This is a genomic window from Bacillus changyiensis (genome assembly GCF_027706145.1).
GTDB lineage: Bacteria > Bacillota > Bacilli > Bacillales > Bacillaceae > Bacillus > Bacillus changyiensis.
In genome coordinates, this window is record NZ_JAQFWW010000004.1 from 201,018 (window position 1) to 215,882 (window position 14,865).

Annotated in this window: 13 protein-coding genes and 1 other annotated feature; of the genes, 1 reads left to right on the forward strand and 12 read right to left on the reverse strand. The window is 40.4% G+C overall.

The features are described from left to right. Positions 1 to 106 precede the first annotated feature (106 nt). The 11 genes from clpX to ilvE form a co-directional block, all read right to left on the reverse strand. The gene (clpX, locus tag PDT38_RS14030; RefSeq protein WP_270802478.1) at positions 107 to 1,372 is read right to left on the reverse strand and encodes an ATP-dependent protease ATP-binding subunit ClpX; all 1,266 of its coding nucleotides are present in this window, start codon (positions 1,370 to 1,372) and stop codon (positions 107 to 109) included. Between the two features lie 256 nt (positions 1,373 to 1,628). Then, on the reverse strand, positions 1,629 to 2,903 hold the full coding sequence (gene tig, locus PDT38_RS14035; protein WP_270802479.1) for a trigger factor: 1,275 nt from the start codon (positions 2,901 to 2,903) through the stop codon (positions 1,629 to 1,631). 212 nt (positions 2,904 to 3,115) lie between these two features. Beyond that, positions 3,116 to 4,117, reverse strand: coding sequence for a DNA damage checkpoint antagonist DdcA (gene ddcA / locus PDT38_RS14040; RefSeq protein WP_270802481.1), 1,002 nt, complete (start codon positions 4,115 to 4,117; stop codon positions 3,116 to 3,118). 143 nt (positions 4,118 to 4,260) lie between these two features. Continuing rightward, the gene (leuD, locus tag PDT38_RS14045; RefSeq protein WP_270802483.1) at positions 4,261 to 4,860 is read right to left on the reverse strand and encodes a 3-isopropylmalate dehydratase small subunit; all 600 of its coding nucleotides are present in this window, start codon (positions 4,858 to 4,860) and stop codon (positions 4,261 to 4,263) included. A 12-nt stretch (positions 4,861 to 4,872) separates the two neighbouring features. After that, on the reverse strand, positions 4,873 to 6,291 hold the full coding sequence (gene leuC, locus PDT38_RS14050) for a 3-isopropylmalate dehydratase large subunit (protein ID WP_270802485.1): 1,419 nt from the start codon (positions 6,289 to 6,291) through the stop codon (positions 4,873 to 4,875). Between the two features lie 13 nt (positions 6,292 to 6,304). Beyond that, on the reverse strand, positions 6,305 to 7,417 hold the full coding sequence (leuB, locus tag PDT38_RS14055; RefSeq protein ID WP_270802486.1) for a 3-isopropylmalate dehydrogenase: 1,113 nt from the start codon (positions 7,415 to 7,417) through the stop codon (positions 6,305 to 6,307). A 25-nt stretch (positions 7,418 to 7,442) separates the two neighbouring features. Continuing rightward, entirely contained in the window at positions 7,443 to 8,999 is a 1,557-nt protein-coding gene (locus PDT38_RS14060) for a 2-isopropylmalate synthase (RefSeq protein WP_270802488.1), read from the reverse strand. Further along, the gene (ilvC, locus tag PDT38_RS14065; RefSeq protein ID WP_270802489.1) at positions 8,986 to 10,014 is read right to left on the reverse strand and encodes a ketol-acid reductoisomerase; all 1,029 of its coding nucleotides are present in this window, start codon (positions 10,012 to 10,014) and stop codon (positions 8,986 to 8,988) included. The genes PDT38_RS14060 and ilvC overlap by 14 nt, the downstream gene beginning before the upstream one ends. A 23-nt stretch (positions 10,015 to 10,037) precedes the next feature. After that, positions 10,038 to 10,556: an acetolactate synthase small subunit gene (ilvN, locus tag PDT38_RS14070; RefSeq protein ID WP_270802491.1), complete on the reverse strand. Its 519-nt coding sequence runs from the start codon at positions 10,554 to 10,556 to the stop codon at positions 10,038 to 10,040. Continuing rightward, a complete protein-coding gene (gene ilvB / locus PDT38_RS14075) occupies positions 10,553 to 12,277 on the reverse strand; it encodes an acetolactate synthase large subunit (protein ID WP_270802493.1) in 1,725 nt (574 codons plus the stop codon). The genes ilvN and ilvB overlap by 4 nt, the downstream gene beginning before the upstream one ends. A gap of 122 nt (positions 12,278 to 12,399) precedes the next feature. Further along, positions 12,400 to 12,656 (reverse strand) — a binding site (T-box leader). A gap of 4 nt (positions 12,657 to 12,660) precedes the next feature. Beyond that, entirely contained in the window at positions 12,661 to 13,575 is a 915-nt protein-coding gene (ilvE, locus tag PDT38_RS14080; RefSeq protein WP_270802495.1) for a branched-chain-amino-acid transaminase, read from the reverse strand. Positions 13,576 to 13,971: 396 nt separating this feature from the next. On the opposite strand from ilvE, the gene PDT38_RS14085 reads away from it, so the two are divergent. Next, the gene (locus tag PDT38_RS14085) at positions 13,972 to 14,193 is read left to right on the forward strand and encodes a hypothetical protein (RefSeq protein WP_270802496.1); all 222 of its coding nucleotides are present in this window, start codon (positions 13,972 to 13,974) and stop codon (positions 14,191 to 14,193) included. A 37-nt stretch (positions 14,194 to 14,230) separates the two neighbouring features. On the opposite strand, the gene PDT38_RS14090 is transcribed toward PDT38_RS14085, so the two are convergent. Then, positions 14,231 to 14,722, reverse strand: coding sequence for a hypothetical protein (locus PDT38_RS14090; protein WP_270802497.1), 492 nt, complete (start codon positions 14,720 to 14,722; stop codon positions 14,231 to 14,233). Between the last annotated feature and the right edge of the window lie 143 nt (positions 14,723 to 14,865).

Sequence of the window (14,865 nt, forward strand, 5' to 3'; positions counted from 1 at the left end):
GACATTAGCCTAGTTCTTTTCGAAACAATAAAAAAGCAAGCGAAGAAACACGACTTATGTTTCTTCACTTGCTTTCATTTTTGGACTTAACGGAAAGCCCCAAGAATTAAGCAGATGTTTTTTTATCTTTTTTTACGACAGTACCATCTTTTAAAATAAGACGAGGTGGTTCACCTTCAGTAACCGTTTCACCCGTTATGACACATTTTTCAATATCATCGCGTGAAGGTAGATCAAACATGACATCGAGCATGATTCCTTCAATGATAGAACGAAGTCCACGCGCTCCTGTTTTGCGTTCAATTGCTTTTTTGGCAATTTCTTTAAGCGCATCATCTTCAAACACAAGTTCCACATTATCCAATTCAAGCATTTTCGAATACTGTTTCACAAGGGCATTTTTCGGTTTTGTCAAAATGTCAACCAATGCTTCTTCATCAAGAGGCTCAAGACTAGCGATAATTGGAAGTCTACCAATGAATTCTGGAATCAGTCCGAAACGAAGTAAATCTTCAGGAAGGACTTTGGAAAGAAGTACTTCTTTTTCCAGTGCCTCATGTTTGTTATCAGAGCCGAAGCCAATGACTTTCTGACCGAGACGACGCTTAATGATTTGCTCGATCCCATCAAAAGCTCCACCACAAATGAAGAGAATGTTGGTTGTGTCGATTTGGATAAATTCTTGATGTGGGTGCTTTCTTCCACCTTGGGGAGGAACGCTAGCAACTGTGCCTTCAAGAATTTTGAGCAGTGCCTGTTGGACACCTTCTCCTGATACATCACGAGTAATTGATGGGTTCTCTGATTTTCTTGCGACTTTATCAATTTCATCGATGTATATAATTCCTTTTTCGGCCTTTTCCACATCATAGTCTGCCGCTTGGATAAGCTTAAGCAAAATATTTTCCACATCTTCACCGACATAGCCTGCCTCTGTAAGAGAAGTAGCATCAGCAATCGCAAACGGTACATTTAAAATACGAGCTAACGTTTGCGCAAGAAGTGTTTTACCACTCCCTGTCGGACCGATCATCGAAATATTACTTTTTGACAGTTCGACATCATCGACCTTACTGTTGGAATTAATCCGCTTATAGTGGTTGTAAACAGCTACTGCCAGAGATTTTTTCGCCTGATCTTGACCGATTACATATTCATCAAGAATTTCTCGAATTTCCTTTGGTTTAGGGACGTCTTTAAATTCTACTTCCTCTTCTGAACCAAGTTCTTCCTCGACGATTTCTGTGCAAAGTTCGATGCACTCATCACATATATATACACCAGGTCCAGCGACAAGCTTGCGTACCTGTTCCTGTGTTTTTCCACAAAACGAGCATTTTAATTGTCCTTTTTCCTCGTTGAATTTAAACATTCTTTCACCCCTTATATCCTTGTCATTGCTGTTTCTCAGTCAGAGAAACATCTCTTGTAAAGCTTCGTTCCATTATGTATCTGCATTTTACCATACTTTTTGTGTTTGCGGACCGCTTCCGCTCATATTCAATATGTATGTTTATCAGCTTGACATTATCTATCCTTCCCAAAGAAAAGGCGATAAGTCAAAATTGTATAAAACAAGGCACGAAACATTCGCGCCCTTGTTTTATTATGTTATTTCACGAAAGATATTAACGGTTTTCTACAAGGAAATCAATTGCTTTGCGAACTTTCAAATCTTCTTTCATTCCCTCTGTAGAACCGATCGCTTGCTTAATATTTTCAACAGGCATTTGATAAGCCTCAGCTAATTTAGAAACTTCCTCTTCAACTTCTTCATCCGTTACTTGAAGATTTTCAGCTTTTGCAATGGCTTCAAGAGTCAAATTCGATTTAACGCGTTTTTCAGCGTCTTCTTTCATCTGCTCTTTCAGTGCATCTTCATCTTGGCCGGAGAATTGGAAGTAAAGCTCTAAATTCATACCTTGCATCTGTAGACGCTGTTCGAATTCTTTCATCATGCGGTCAAGCTCTGTTTGAATCATGGCCTGAGGAATATTGACTTCAGCATTTTCAGCAGCTTTCATGATCAGTTCTTCGCGAAATTTTGCATCCGCTTCATTCTCTTTTGTTTCTTCAAGACGTTTTTTCGTTTTTTCAGTTAGTTCAGAAAGTGTTTCAACTTCTTCATCAACATCTTTTGCGAACTCGTCATCAAGATCAGGAAGCTCTTTTGCTTTAATTTCGTGAATTTTCACTTTGAAAACAGCAGGTTTACCTGCTAAGTCTTCCGCATGGTATTCCTCTGGGAATGTCACTTCAACGTCTTTTTCAGCACCAGCTTCAAGTCCAACAAGCTGCTCTTCAAAACCTGGTATGAAAGAACCTGAACCGATTTCAAGAGAATAGTTTTCTGCTTTACCGCCTTCAAACGGTTCATTGTCTACAAATCCTTCGAAGTCAAGGACAACAGTATCGCCTTCTTCTGTTTTACCGTCTTCTTTGACAACAAGTTCTGCTTGACGCTCTTGAAGAGATTTAAGTTCATTTTGAACATCTTCATCGGTTACAGCTGTATCGTCTTTTTCAATACCGAGTCCTTTGTATTCACCAAGTTTCACTTCTGGTTTAACTGTGACTTTTGCAGTGAAAATCAAATTTTCGCCCTTTTCGATTTTTTCAACATCGATCTCCGGACGGTCGACAGGTTCGATACCCGCTTCTTCAATCGCTTTCGGATATTCGACTGGAAGTAAGATATCCAAAGCATCCTGATAAAGTGATTCAACACCAAAACGCTGTTCAAACAGACCGCGCGGCACTTTCCCTTTACGGAATCCAGGGATAGATACTTTTTTCACTACTTTTTTAAATGCATCATCAAGCGCTTTATTAAAGGTTTCAGCATTTACCTCAACCGTTAAAACGCCTTCGTTTCCTTCTTGCTTTTCCCATTTTACTGACATGTGTTTCCCTCCAAAATCTATTCAGGTTGTGTCGGTTTTCCATTTTAAAACAAGCTAACGGCTACGTCCATAGAAAGCTCTGCAGTTTTCGCTCTTCCTAAACAGCCATCATTATGTACAAGTCTATAATGAAGCTATAGCTGCAAACGGAACCCTCCGTTTTCGCAAATACAACCACTATATTATAACATAATGCTTTCTGCTTTCAACATTTACAAATAAGAAAATTCTTCTATGTTCTTTATCGTTGCACATGCTTCCTCAAGAAGATGATCATGAAACGAATAAAGGTTGTGAAGCTCATCTTTATCAATCTCAATGCCGTGCATTTCATAACCGACTTTGTGCAAAGCAGCAGCCCAAAGCTGGTCATCTGAAAACTTTGGGTGAAAAGGGTATAACACATATAGGTGTCTGCGCCATAACTCTTCAATAGCTTGATAAAGCGAAGGGTTTTCATTCCCTAGCGTGTCATCCAATACATTGAGAACATTCTTTAATACTGGCATCATGTCCGGTTGAATCGCTTGATTTGGATGAACCGTAATCATTTCGCCAAATTTTGTGACCGATACCGGTTTTCCATAGTCTGATTCCGCAAGTAATTGCAAAATCATCGTTTTTACAACGGGATGACTATCGGGGTTTTGTAAAATCGTTTTTAATAAACCGATGAATTTTGTTATGTTTCGATCTTTTAACGTGTGAACTAGCTTAACCTGTTCCTCCGTATTGTTTAACAAACTCTCCTGAAATTGTCCCTCCACTGGTTCTTCTGTCATATCTTCTATATCAGGAGCCTCTGTCATTTTGCGGCTGAATTCAAGCAGTTTATAAAATTGTTCTGCACTTTCAGGAGGTAGTTTGTTCTCCTGAAGAACGGCTTCAAGCGTTTCTTGTACTTTTCCATATTGTCTCAACTGAATTAAAATCGTCATATACACTTGCAAAACTGTAAAATAGTGGCCATGGCCTTCTTTTAACATTTTTTCACAAATTCCTCTAGCTTGTTCTAACTCACCGATTTCCAGAAAGCAGATAGCCATTCCTAAATATAGATCTGATTCCTCATTGTCATAGTTCCTGGCCTCAGAAAACAGCTGTAGCGCCTCATGATATTTTTTTTCCTTAAGGGCAGACATTCCTTTATGGACTAACCGCTCCTTTACATTAGGAAACGGGATGATTTTTGAGTTTTTCTTGTCATGCTTCATTCCTTAGTTCCTTTCAGGCACTTTATTTTTATCAAGTGTAACAACCTGAGCCGCCAAAAACAAGGAAACTGAGGTTGGCTCTTTTAAGTCCTTTGCCCTCTCCCTAGAAAAAAAGCTTCCGAAAAATATCGGAAAGCTTTTGTTTAAACATGAAGCCAGGTGCTTCGCTGATTTTCAAACTGTTCAATTTCATCTTCGAGTAGCAATGTTAATGAAATTTCATCATAGCCATTGATCAACATTTCTCGCCAATGCTGGTCAACTTCAAATGGAATTTGTTTTCCGTAATCATCTGTCAGCATTTGTTCTTGAAGATCAACCGTCAGTAAACAAGACTGATGCTCATATTGCTCTAAAAGCCCTTTCCATATTTCATATGGCAAACGAATTGGTAGCATCCCATTTTTAAAACAATTTTGATGAAAAATATCAGCAAAAGACGGGGCAATGATCATTTTAAAACCGTAATCGCCCAATGCCCATGGTGCATGCTCTCTTGAAGAGCCACAACCAAAGTTTTCACCTGCAATTAAAATGGAGGCTCCTTCATATTCAGGCTGATTAAGTTCAAACTTAGGATTGGGTTTACCATCTTCTAAATATCTCCAATCAAAGAAAGCGAAACGCCCATATCCTGTCCTTTCAATCCGTTTTAAGAACTGTTTAGGAATGATTTGGTCTGTGTCTACATTAATTCTATTTAATACAGCCACTTTTCCAGTATGTTTCATTAAAGGCTCCATATACACACTTCCTTATACGACTGTTTTCTCGCGACCATATTTTCTAACATCAACAAAGTGTCCATGAATGGCTGCCAGTGCGGCCATTGCCGGACTGACAAGATGGGTTCTAGCGCCTTTTCCTTGTCTGCCTTCAAAATTTCGGTTGGAAGTAGAAGCACAGCGCTCACCTTCAGGGACAACATCATTATTCATGCTCAAGCACATGCTACATCCCGATTCTCTCCATTCAAAACCGGCCGCTTGGAAAATCTCATGAAGCCCTTCTTTTTCAGCCTGAAGTTTGATGCTTTGCGAGCCGGGGACAATCATTGCCCTGACACCGTCAGCTACCTGTTGACCTTTTATTATTTCTGCCGCCTGCCTGAGATCTGTCATCCGTGAATTTGTACATGACCCGATAAAAACATGTTGAATTGTGATATCTTCAATTTTTTTATATGGTTTAAGACCCATATATTTATAGGCGTGCAATGCTTCTTTTTTGTCATCTTCACTGTCAAATGCTTCAGGACCTGGAATCGCTTCACTTATTGGTAATACCATTCCCGGGTTAATACCCCATGTGACCATTGGAGCAACCTCATTTCCATCTAAGACAATTATCCGATCATAAACAGCTCCTGGATCAGTACGCAAACCTTTCCATTCTGCGACAGCTTTATCAAATTCCCTGCCTTTCGGAGCATATTTTTTGGATTTCACATACTCAAAGGTGATATCATCAGGTGCAATTAGTCCGGCCCTTGCCCCAGCTTCAATTGACATATTGCAAACTGTCATCCGTTCATCCATTGACATGTTTCGAAACACTTCACCGGTATATTCAATGATATACCCTGCACCAAATTTAACCCCATATTTACCAATAATAGCAAGAATTACATCTTTCGCTGTTACACCTTTTTGCAGTTTACCATCAACACGGATTTCAAGTGTTTTCGGTTTTTGTTGCCAAAGCGTCTGGGTTGAGAGAACGTGTTCGACCTCACTTGTTCCAATTCCAAAAGCGAGCGCACCGAAAGCCCCGTGTGTTGATGTATGACTATCACCACAGACGATCGTTTTTCCCGGAAGTGTTAAACCAAGTTCAGGTCCAATGACATGAACGATTCCTTGATCAACACTTGACAAATCGGCCAGCCGAATACCAAACTCTGCACAATTTCGTTCAAGTGCACCAATCTGACGTTTAGCGACTTCATCTTTGATCTCAAAACGGTTTACAGTTGGAATATTATGATCCATCGTCGCAAATGTACAATTAGGTCTCCTGACTTTTCTCCCTTTTTGTCTTAATCCTTCAAACGCTTGAGGTGAAGTGACCTCATGGATCAAATGCTGATCAATATATAAAAGATCTGGCTTCCCTTCTCCTTTTTTGACAACATGCTGATCCCAAATTTTTTCGATGATCGTTCGCGGCTTCATCGGCTTCCCTCCTTTAAACATATGCAGACATGATATTAGAAATCGCATGATCATCCGCTAATGCGGCTTTTACCGCTTCCGTCATCGACTTCGTACTACAATCATTTGCATCTTTTGCCAGATCCTTCGTCCGTTTGCCTGACTTCAACACTTGATCAACCGCATGCTCCACGGCTTGCGCTTCTGCTTCAAGCCCGAATGACGTGCGGAGCATCATAGCTGCCGACAAAATCGCAGCAAGTGGGTTTGCGATATTTTGTCCTGCAATATCAGGTGCTGATCCGTGTATTGGTTCATATAAATGAAGCCCTGAACTTGATAAGCTTGCTGAAGGAAGCATTCCGAGCGAACCTGTTAGCATAGATGCTTCATCACTCAAAATATCGCCGAACATGTTTTCAGTGACGATAATATCAAATTGAGCTGGCGCATGAATAAGCTGCATCGCCGCATTGTCAACAAGCATATGACGAAGTTCGACATTTGGAAATTCATCTGCAATTTCTTCAGCAGTTTTTCGCCAAAGTTTGCTAGATTCAAGGACATTCGCTTTATCAACCGATGTTACCTTTCCTTTACGAGCTTTCGCCATACGAAAGGCTTCCCTGATGACTCTTTCCATCTCCGTTTTTTTATAAAATAGTGTGTCAACAACTTCCTGACTGCCATCTTGATTAACATACTGCTTACTCGGCTTTCCGAAATATAAGCCACCTGTTAGTTCTCGAACAATCACAAAGTCAACACCTTCGATATATTCCTTTTTTAACGGTGATGCACTAGCAAGGCTTTCAAACACTTTAACTGGTCTCAAATTCGCAAAAAGGTCAAGCTGTTTGCGAATGCTTAACAATCCTTTTTCAGGTCTTAAATCAGAAGGATGTTGATCCCATTTTGGCCCACCTACCGCTCCGAGTAAAATGGCGTCCGCAGCTTTACAGGTGTCAACTGTTTCTTCAGGAAGCGGCACACCTGCCTCATCAAGTGCTACTCCACCAATTAGCCCATATTCAAACTCAAATTGATGATGATAATGTTCAGCAACACTTTTCAACACATCTACAGCAGCCTCCAATACTTCAGGACCAATTCCATCACCGGGCAAAAGTGCAATTCGTTTTTTCAAATGAAACAAGCTCCTTTCTTCTTCATCATGATCCTACAGCTGTTTTTTTTGATAATCTTTCGGCATTCGACTCAAATATGAGAAACCGGTTCACTGCATTTATATACGCTTTTGCGGATGCTTCGAGGACATCTTGGGCGACTCCACGGCCCCCTGATTCTCTTCCATTCATCATCACTCTGACATAGACTTGAGCAAAAGCGTCCTGGCCCTTTCTATTAGATTGAATTCTATAATCAAGCAACTGAACTTCTTTTTCTATGCAGCGCTTCAGTGTATTGTAAATCGCTTCGACACTTCCGGCTCCTGTCGCCGCTTCCTGAATGATTCGTTCTGTTTTCTGATCTCTCAGTGAAACCGTTGCTGTCGGTACTTGTGCAGTACCATAATGAACTTGAAGCGAAATAAAATCATAGCCGATTTTGTGGTCCAGCGCTTTCTCTTCCAGAATAAGAGAAATGAGATCTTCATCTGAAAATTCTTTTTTCTTCCCTGTTAGATCTTTGAATATTCCGAAAAGTCTATTCGTTTCTGCCTCTGCAAACTGAAATCCTAAGTTTTGTAGTTTATCTTTAAAAGCATGGCGTCCTGAGTGCTTTCCAAGGACAAGAGCGTCCGTCTTAACGCCGACTAGTTCAGGAGAGATGATTTCATAAGTTGTTTTTTCTTTAAGAAAGCCATCTTGATGAATACCGGATTCATGAGCAAATGCATTGACACCGACAACCGCTTTATTTCTTGGGACAGCCATTCCTGTCAACTCGCTTACTAAATCACTCGTCCGTTTGATTTGATCCAATTGTATCGTTGACTCGACTTGATAGAAATCTTTACGTATATAAAGGGCTACGGCAAGTTCTTCAAGAGATGCATTTCCTGCTCTTTCACCAATTCCGTTTATCACTGATTCAACTTGATCTGCTCCATTCTCAATGGCAGCTAAGGAATTCGCAACAGCCATGCCTAAATCATTATGACAATGGGCAGAAAGCTTGATTCTATCTAAGTTGGGGACATGTTCTTTCATATAACGGAAGATATGTCCGTACTCGGCAGGTGTTAAATAGCCAACAGTGTCAGGCAAGTTGATGACATCAGCTCCAGCATCAATGACATTGCTAACGATTTTAGCTAAAAAGGGGAGATCTGTTCGGCAAGCATCTTCAGCTGACCATTGCACAATCGGGAACTTCTGTTTTGCGTATTTCACCATGGCCACTGCCTGCTCTAAAACTTGTTCCCGCGTTTTTTTCAGCTTATGTTTTAAATGAATATCAGATGTAGCAATAAAGATGTGAATCCTTGGCTCAACTCCAGTCTTAAGTGCTTCCCAAGCTGAATCAATATCCCCTTTGACAGAACGGGCAAGCCCCGTTACTGAACAGCTTTTGATTGTTTGTGCAATTTTTTTAACTGCATTGAAATCTTCAGGGGACGAAGCGGGAAACCCCGCTTCCATTATATTAACCCCCAGTTTTTCAAGCTGCTTGGCAATTGTCATCTTCTCCTGCGTGTTCAAATTGACGCCTGGTGACTGCTCACCGTCTCGGAGTGTCGTGTCAAAAAAATTAATTTTGCGCAACCGGAATCACCGTTTCCTTTCTTTTGCCCTGTTTAACAAAAGGCATCATTTCTCGAAGCTTTCTGCCGACCACTTCAAGTTCATGCTCGTTTTCACTGGCCTGAATCGCATTAAAACGAGGACGGTTTACTTGGTTTTCAACGATCCATTCTTTCGCAAATGTTCCGTTTTGAATATCTTTTAATACCTCTTTCATCCTCGCTTTGACGTTTTCATCAACAACCCGCGGTCCAGAAATAAAATCTCCCCATTGGGCCGTGTCAGAAATGGAGTATCTCATACCTGCCAAACCTTCTTCATACATCAAATCAACAATCAATTTCAATTCGTGCAAACACTCGAAGTATGCTAATTCAGGTTGATAACCTGCTTCTGTTAATGTTTCAAAACCTGCTTTGACAAGAGATGTCAGTCCCCCACACAAAACAGCCTGTTCTCCGAATAAATCTGTTTCAGTTTCTTCCTTAAATGTCGTTTCAAGCACACCAGCTCTTGCGGCACCAATCGCTTTTGCATAGGCGAGTGCTTTATCTTTTGCAACACCTGTCACATCCTGATAAATGGCAAACAGTGCGGGAACACCTGCACCTTGTTCAAATGTTCTTCTGACAAGATGTCCTGGCCCTTTCGGAGCAACAAGAAAAACATCAACATCTGCCGGCGGAACAATTTGATGAAAATGAACATTAAATCCATGGGCAAACACAATTGAATTGCCAGCTTTCAGTTCCTCTTTAATTTCGGTTTCATATACTTTTTGCTGTTGCTCATCGGGCAGTAGGACCATGACGATGTCCGCTTGTGCCGAAGCTTCCTTCACCGTAAACACTTGATGACCATCTTCTTCAGCTTTAGTGAATGACTTCCCTTTCCTAACACCAACAATTACATCGACTCCGCTTTCCTTTAGATTCAATGCGTGAGCATGACCTTGTGAACCATATCCAATAACCGCCACTTTTTGACCTGCCAATACGTTTTCTTGAATGTCACCGTTATAATAGACTTTTACCATTTCAATCTCTCCCTTTTTTTGTTTTATACAATAGATAATGTTTTAATAGAGGCCGGTTTTTGCTGTGTTCCCCTTGCAAAAGCCGTTGTACCTGTTCTGGCTACCTCTTTAATCCCGTATGGTTTCAATAATTCTATTAGTGCTTCAATCTTGCTGGATTCACCCGTCACTTGAATGACAACACTATCTTTAGCAACATCGACAACAGATGCCCGAAACGGCTCGATCACACCGTTTATTTCAGTTCGACTTGACGGAGGAGACACAACTCTGATCAAAGCCAGCTCTCTTTGCACAATTGATTGATTTGTAATATCTGTCACTTTGAGGACATCAATCTGTTTGTTTAATTGTTTTGTTAGTTGTTCAGTTTCTTTTTCATTTTCCACATGAACGACAAATGTAATTCTCGAGACTCCAACTGTTTCGGTGTGTCCCACTGTAATACTTTCAATGTTGTAATGCCTTTTTGTAAATAATCCTGTTATTCTGTTTAATACACCGCTTTGATTCAGAACTGTCAGTGTAATGATTCTCTTCACGGTTTCACCCCCACCATTTCATGTAACCCTTTTCCAGGCGCAACCATTGGAAATACTTTTTCAGCTTGTGTGACATGAACATCGATGACCATCGGTTCATTTGCTGTTAAAGCAGTTTTCAACTTTTCTTCCGCTTCTTTTTCAGATGTAATTCGAACGCCTTTGATGCCGTAAGCTTCTGACAGCTTGATAAAATCCGGCTGAGACGTAAATTTAGAATGTGAATAACGTTCATCATAAAAGATTTCTTGCCATTGCCGGACCATTCCCAGACAATTGTTATTTAAAATGACAACTTTGATCGGAAGTTTCAAATCATAGATAACTGATAACTCCTGAAATGTCATTTGAAAGCCTCCGTCCCCAAGCACAGCAACAACTGTTGCATCCTGATCTGCGAGCTGCGCTCCGATCGCCGCCGGAAGGCCAAATCCCATTGTGCCAAGCCCTCCTGATGTCACCCATCTGTTTGCTTTTTTAAATGGATAGAATTGTGCCGTCCACATCTGATGCTGGCCGACATCCGTTACTAAAATCGCTTCACCTTTTGTATAACGATGAATGCACTCGATTAGTCTCTGTGGTTTAAAACTAGCCTCTGCACTTTCTTCATACCAAAGCGGATATTCGCTTTTCCAATTGGCCAGCCGTGCTTTCCATTCATTAGAAGCACTAGGTTTTCCATTTTGTTTCAGCAGCTCTGTTAAAACAAGTTTGCTATCGCCAACCACAGGAATATGGGTATGAACATTTTTGCCGATCTCAGCCGGATCAATATCGATATGGGCGACTTTCGCATATTTTGCAAAATGCTGCAAATTCCCAGTCACCCGATCATCAAAACGAGCGCCAATACTAATCAATAAATCACTTTCGTACAAAGCCATGTTAGCAGCGTATGTTCCATGCATTCCTGCCATTCCGAGAAAAAGAGGATGGTCTGCCGGAAAGCCACCAAGCCCCAAAAGTGTATGAGCTACCGGAATTTGCTGCTGTTCAACATAATTTTTTAATTCTTCTGACGCTTTCCCATGCAAGACACCCGCTCCAGCTAAAATAACCGGTTTTTTTGCTCCGCTCACCGCCTCAACTAGCTTTCTGATTTGCAAATAATTCGGTTCTTTCGTCGGTTGATAGCCTGGCAGATGAATATCTTTTTCATAGCTAAACTCACCTTCTAAGACTGCAATATCTTTAGGAATATCGATTAAAACAGGACCCGGCCTTCCCGTCGTCGCAATGTGAAAGGCTTCTTTAATAATGCGTGGAAGATCTTCAGTATGTCGAACCTGGTAACTATGTTTGGTAATCGGCATTGTGATCCCAAGAACATCTGCTTCTTGAAAAGCATCAGATCCGATAACAGAAGTCGCTACTTGGCCAGTGAAAACGACTAATGGCAATGAATCAATCATTGCATCAGCAAGACCTGTCACAAGATTAGTCGCACCAGGACCTGAAGTTGCAATGACAACCCCCGGTTTCCCAGAAATTCTCGCATATCCTTCTGCCGCATGAATCGCCCCTTGTTCATGACGTGTCAGCACATGGAATAACTCAGATTCGTACAGTTTGTCATAAATCGTCAACACTGCCCCGCCCGGATATCCATAGATGACTTCAACCTTCTCCTTTTTTAAAGCTTCAATCAGCATTGACGCCCCTGCCATTGTTTGTGTACATTGGGCATTCACTGCATCCAACTGTACATTCGTTCCCATTTACCTTCCTCCTCATCACTGCAAGTTATTAGTATATGATGCAAAGCGATGTCCAAGCATGCTTTGATAGCTAAAAAAACCTTCTCACCCACAATTGACACTGCTTTTCATCATCACAGGTCAAAAGGGGCGAAAAGGCTTTTCTTTCCGCGGTACCACCCTTGTTCACGGCTTTTCAGCCGTCTTTTGGATAAAAATTATCCGAGTCATAACGAGTAAACTTGTTCACGCTCACCCGGCCAACCTTACTAAATATGAAAATCGTTCAGGCTGACACTCAGAGGGGAGTTCACTGCGAAGACCATCACCGGTTTCCAGCATTCCCGGCTCTCTACAGATGGAATATTTCGCTGCTACTTATCCTCTTCTACGTTTGTCTTTATTTAACTGACATTTAAACTTTGATCTTTGAAGTTTACTTTTTCTCCATCACGTACAACACGCTCACGAAACTTTTCAAGCATCCTATTTGTATGCAGGCCCGGCTTACCATCTCCAATTTTCCTACCATCTACTTCAACAACTGCGATCACTTCAGCAGCTGTTCCGGTTAAAAACACTTCTTCAGCTGTATAAACATCATGACGGGTAAACGGCTCTTCACTCACTTCGTAGCCAACCTCTTTCGCTATCTCAATGATGGCATTGCGAGTAATGCCTTCAAGTGCCCCGATATATCCAGGTGGTGTTAACAGTTTCCCATTTTTATAAATAAATACATTATCAGCTGAACCCTCAGCCACATAGCCTTGGTCATTTAACATCAGCGCTTCACTGACCCCTGCTATCTGTGCCTCAATCCGGACAAGAATATTATTTAAGTAGTTTAAGGATTTGACTTTTGGACTTAAAACATCCGGTCGATTCCGTCGTGTTGGAACTGTTACAATTTCAATTCCTGTTTCATACAAATGTTTTGGGAATATTGCTAATGGTTCGACAATTATGATGACACTTGGTTCTTGACAATTTCTTGGATCAAGTCCAAGATCTCCTATCCCTCGAGAAACAACCAAACGAATATAAGCATTGTTTAGCCCATTTTTCTCGACTGTTCTAAGGACGTGTTCTGTCAGCTCTTCCTTTTGGTAGGGAATATCAAGCATAATTGACCTTGCCGAATCATAAAGTCGATCCATATGTTCTTTCATTTTAAAAATATTACCACTGTAGACTCTAATCCCTTCAAACACCCCGTCCCCATACAAAAACCCATGATCATAGACTGATATTTTGGCATCTTCTTTTTTAACCAGTACATCGTTTAAAAAAATCCACCGGTCTTTCTGGTCCCCCATGCCATTTAGCACACCTTTCTGTTTTAAATAGTCACTAAAATCATGATGCAGGAACCCGTTTATCCTACGATCATTCACCGGGAAAAATGAAAGTTATAAAGTAATTTGTTCTTTTGTTTGAACTCATATTACGCCCCTTTACAAGCAGTGTCAACCAGATTTTTTAAAATTATTTGATAATTTAGATTTATTAATTTATTTGAATCCGCTTTCATTATTGATAATAAAGGAAATTCTACAGAAAAAAATATTGAGAAGTTTTTCTGCGTATTTATTAAGAATACAGAAATTGAAATGACATTTATACAATTTTGTCAGTTTTTATGACAAACAAACAATTCTGAGGCAGTTACCATATCATGTTAAATAACAAAAATGATGTGGTAGGTGAATATCATGAATCAGTTCGTCAATCAACACTTGTCTGAATCTCGTCAATACTCAGATGATTCAGTTCCATATGTTTACAATCCCAGTCTTCACCCAGGTAGCATGTTGTATTTTCCATACGGTGCTGTTTTTCAAACTCCCATTATCGGGGTATTTCTTCCCGCTAGTGTCCCTTATTACGCAACACCCAGTTTTGTCGGAACTTTTGGTGTACATCGGTTCTTATAAAAAAAGAGCCGTGTACGGCCCTTTTTTTCTCTAATCATTATTGTAGAGGCTGCTGAAATTGTTGGTTTTGTTGGTTCTGTTGGGTTTGTTGGGTTTGTTGATTTTGTTGTTGACCCATTTGACCTTGCTGACCAAATGATTGTTGAGCTTGATGAAGAGCGTGGCTCATTTGGTTCATTGCCATATTTGTTTGAATCCCTTGAACAGCTTGATTTAATTGTTGAATAGCTTGTTGAATGCACTGAAGAACTTGTTGATCTGTTTGCTGCATTTGTTGTTGAGATTGTGAACTAAATTGTCGGATTTGCTGCTTTAATTGATTAAACCCTTGACTATTTTGTTGAGACTGCCTATTTTGACCTGACTGTTGCGAACCTAATTGTGATACGATATTTTCAAGCTGAGCAAGTTGTTGTTGGATATTCCCAAATTCTTGAGCAAGCTCTGTATCTGTTATCACTTTACCAAGCATTTGCGTATGCTTTTGTTTTTGCTTCTGTTGATTTTGTTGTTGCGTATTTTTTGTCATAAAAAATCCTCCTTAAAATTGTTCACACCCTTTATCATTTTCATTCATGTTAAAAAGATAATAGGCAATTTAAGGAATCCACATTAGGTAGTAATCATGTCCATGTTTAAAAAGAGCGGAAAGAGCATATCTTTAGGATGAGA

Bases quoted from the DNA above. Each gene is read 5' to 3' on its own strand.
- ddcA (WP_270802481.1), bottom strand. From the start codon at position 4,117: ATGAAGCATGACAAGAAAAACTCAAAAATCATCCCGTTTCCTAATGTA.
- clpX (WP_270802478.1), bottom strand. From the start codon at position 1,372: ATGTTTAAATTCAACGAGGAAAAAGGACAATTAAAATGCTCGTTTTGT.
- ilvE (WP_270802495.1), bottom strand. From the start codon at position 13,575: ATGGGGGACCAGAAAGACCGGTGGATTTTTTTAAACGATGTACTGGTT.
- PDT38_RS14090 (WP_270802497.1), bottom strand. From the start codon at position 14,722: ATGACAAAAAATACGCAACAACAAAATCAACAGAAGCAAAAACAAAAG.
- leuC (WP_270802485.1), bottom strand. From the start codon at position 6,291: ATGAAGCCGCGAACGATCATCGAAAAAATTTGGGATCAGCATGTTGTC.
- leuD (WP_270802483.1), bottom strand. From the start codon at position 4,860: ATGGAGCCTTTAATGAAACATACTGGAAAAGTGGCTGTATTAAATAGA.
- ilvC (WP_270802489.1), bottom strand. From the start codon at position 10,014: ATGGTAAAAGTCTATTATAACGGTGACATTCAAGAAAACGTATTGGCA.
- PDT38_RS14085 (WP_270802496.1), top strand. From the start codon at position 13,972: ATGAATCAGTTCGTCAATCAACACTTGTCTGAATCTCGTCAATACTCA.
- tig (WP_270802479.1), bottom strand. From the start codon at position 2,903: ATGTCAGTAAAATGGGAAAAGCAAGAAGGAAACGAAGGCGTTTTAACG.
- ilvB (WP_270802493.1), bottom strand. From the start codon at position 12,277: ATGGGAACGAATGTACAGTTGGATGCAGTGAATGCCCAATGTACACAA.